The sequence below is a fragment of the Cellvibrio sp. genome (assembly GCF_053579595.1).
The window spans coordinates 1-3,015 of sequence record NZ_JBRFPI010000480.1; the positions used below are offsets into that span (position 1 = coordinate 1).

The 3,015-nt window shown below is 45.7% G+C and carries 1 protein-coding gene; it reads right to left on the reverse strand.

The window, feature by feature from the left end:
• Positions 1-172 precede the first annotated feature (172 nt).
• Positions 173-2,872, reverse strand: coding sequence for an aminopeptidase N (gene pepN, locus ACWA6V_RS20025; RefSeq protein WP_449524148.1), 2,700 nt, complete (start codon positions 2,870-2,872; stop codon positions 173-175).
• Positions 2,873-3,015 lie beyond the last annotated feature (143 nt).

The following is a 3,015-nucleotide window of genomic DNA, read 5'->3' on the forward strand; positions in this document are numbered from 1 at the left end:
GAGAAATTTTCCAGCCTTATCAATGCAACAAAAAGATGCACAACCCATTGCGGTTTTTTACTTATGGGTAATATATGAGGTATATCTATCAACATTCATGCCAGACACAGGCCAAAAAAAACGGGCATCACTTGCGCGATGCCCGTTCTTTGTTTTAATTATAAGATTTCACTTACACCAAACTTTTGCTCACCACTTCAAACACATCTTTGGAAAGACCTGGTGTAGCCATAATTCTTTCCAATTCTGTTTTCATCAAACGCTGCCGCTCAAGACTGTATTTTTTCCATTTAGTGAGCGGTGTTAACAAGCGTGAAGCAATTTGCGGGTTTTGTGTATTCAGCACAATGATTTGGTCGGCCAGAAATTTATAGCCGGCGCCAGCATCAGCATGAAAATTAATCGCATTGCCATTGCAAAAACTGGCAACCAGCGCGCGGATTTTGTTGGGATTTTTTCCATCATAAGCGGCATGGGTTTGCAGTGTTTTTACTTTAGCCAAGGTGTTAGGTAGTACGCAGGTTGCCTGTACGCTAATCCATTGATTGACCACCAGTGATTCATGCTGCCAACGCTGATAAAAATCTGCGAGGGCCACTTCTGCCAGCTGCTGCGCTAAAGGCACATCTGCGTTCACCAGTTGGGTCAAGGCGGCTATCACATCGGTCATATTATTGGCAGTGCGGTATTGCTGCTCGCAGGCGCGTACTAGTGTCTCTTCACCCAACAACATTAAGTAGCCCAAAGCGACATTTTTCAAACTGCGCATGGCAATAGCATCGGCAGTTGCTGCATAGGGCTGTGCGTGATCATACGCCCGGTAAATACGGGCAAAATCATCGCGCAATTCGCGCGCAAGCATTTTACGGATTGCAGTACGGCTATAGTGAATTGCCTCTACATCAACAAGATCGGTCAATTCACTGAGATAGGCTTCGGATGGCAAGCTGAGCATATAAGCTACCATCGCTTTATCGAGGCTATCGTCCTGCAGAACACTGCGGTAAGCGGCAACCAAATCTGCATCGGGCTGCAATGCAGCAAGGTCCTCACCGTGCTGATACGCCTCCATCGCACGATGAATAGCTTGCAAGCCCAATTGCTGGCTCGCCTCCCAGCGATTAAAACCATCGCTATCGCGGCTCATGAGCACAATCAAATCATCTCGACTGTAGTCGTAATGCAACTTCACCGGCGCAGAAAAACCACGCAATAGACTGGGCACCGGTTTTTCTTGTACGCGTTGGAATACGAAAGTTTGCTCTGCCGCTGTTAACTCCAACACTTTATGAGTGTTATCACCAGTCTCAAAATCAGGTTCTGCATCCTTTAAATACAGCGGCAAGTCCCCTGCACTACCTAACAAGCCTATTGCAACAGGAATATGGAAAGGGAGTTTTTGCTGGCACTCAGGTGTTGGTGGACAGGATTGTTTAATAGTGAGCGAATATTCCTGCGCATCTTCATCGTAACGATCACTTACCTGTAAGCGAGGAGTGCCCGCCTGTGAATACCAACGTTTGAATTGTGTGAGATCACGCCCCGATGCATCGGAAAGTGCTGCGACAAAATCTTCAGTCGTCACCGCTTGTCCATCGTGACGTTCAAAATATAAATCGGTGCCTTTACGGAAATTTTCTTTGCCGAGCAAAGTCGCCAACATACGAATTATTTCTGCGCCTTTTTCATAGATCGTCATGGTGTAAAAATTGGAAATTTCGATATAGGACTCAGGGCGGATCGGATGCGCCATAGGGCCTGCATCTTCCGCAAACTGCAAAGTGCGCAGCAGGGTTACATCTTCAACCCTTTTAACGGTGCGAGAGCCCATATCGGCAGAAAACTCTGAATCGCGATAAACCGTAAACCCTTCTTTTAAACTCAGCTGGAACCAATCGCGACAGGTGACACGGTTGCCGCTCCAGTTATGGAAATACTCGTGCGCCACTACGCCTTCCACACGCTGAAAACCACCGTCGGTGGTAGTTTCCGGTTTTGCCAGCACACAGGAGGTATTAAAAATATTGAGGCCTTTATTTTCCATGGCTCCCATATTGAAATCATCGACTGCCACAATCATAAAAATATTGAGATCGTATTCGCGACCATAGACTTCTTCATCCCAACGCATGGAATTTTTGAGCGAGGTCATAGCGTGGTCGCATTTATCCAAATCCTTTGGTTCAACAAAAATTTTCAATGTGACTTCGCGCTTGGAACAGGTCGTAAATTTATCTTCAATGTGCGCAAGATCGCCTGCAACCAATGCAAATAAATAAGCCGGCTTTTTAAACGGATCATGCCAGGTTGCATAGTGGCGATTGTTTTCTGCATCGCCCTGGTCAATTAAATTACCGTTGGACAAAAGTACTGGGTATTTTTTATCGGCCACAACGGTTGTCGTGAATTCGCTCATTACATCCGGGCGATCCAGATAATAGGTAATCTTGCGAAAACCTTCGGCCTCACATTGCGTGCAATACATGGTGCGCGAGCGATACAAACCCTCCAGCGATGTATTCGATTCAGGCTTGATTTTGGTAATACTCAGCAGCTTGAATTCAGCCGGCGTATTAAAAATGGTTAGACTTTCTTCGCCAAATTCGTAATCACCATTAGAGAGAATTTTTCCATCGAGTGCGATAGAAACCAATTCCAGATCAGCACCATGCAAAGTCAGTTGTGTAGCAGGCATTTTCGCAGCCGGGTTACGATACAAATGCAACATCGCACTCACAATAGTTTCACCCTCATAGATTTCAAACCGCAAATCAGTCGTTTTGATGAGGTAGCCGGGAACCTGGTAATCTTTTAGGTAAATGGTTTTTGGTTGCTGTTCTTTGGCAGGCAGTGATTGTTCAACGGCAGTCATGGCGAAATCCTTAAAATTTATTCAACCCACTTGATCGGTTTATCTTGCAATTCATGATCGTGTTCATGATCGTCATCACCACAATAGGTGTGTGGTTCAGGGGGGATATATCCGGTATGTTGCTCGGGTGGCAGATTTTTCTG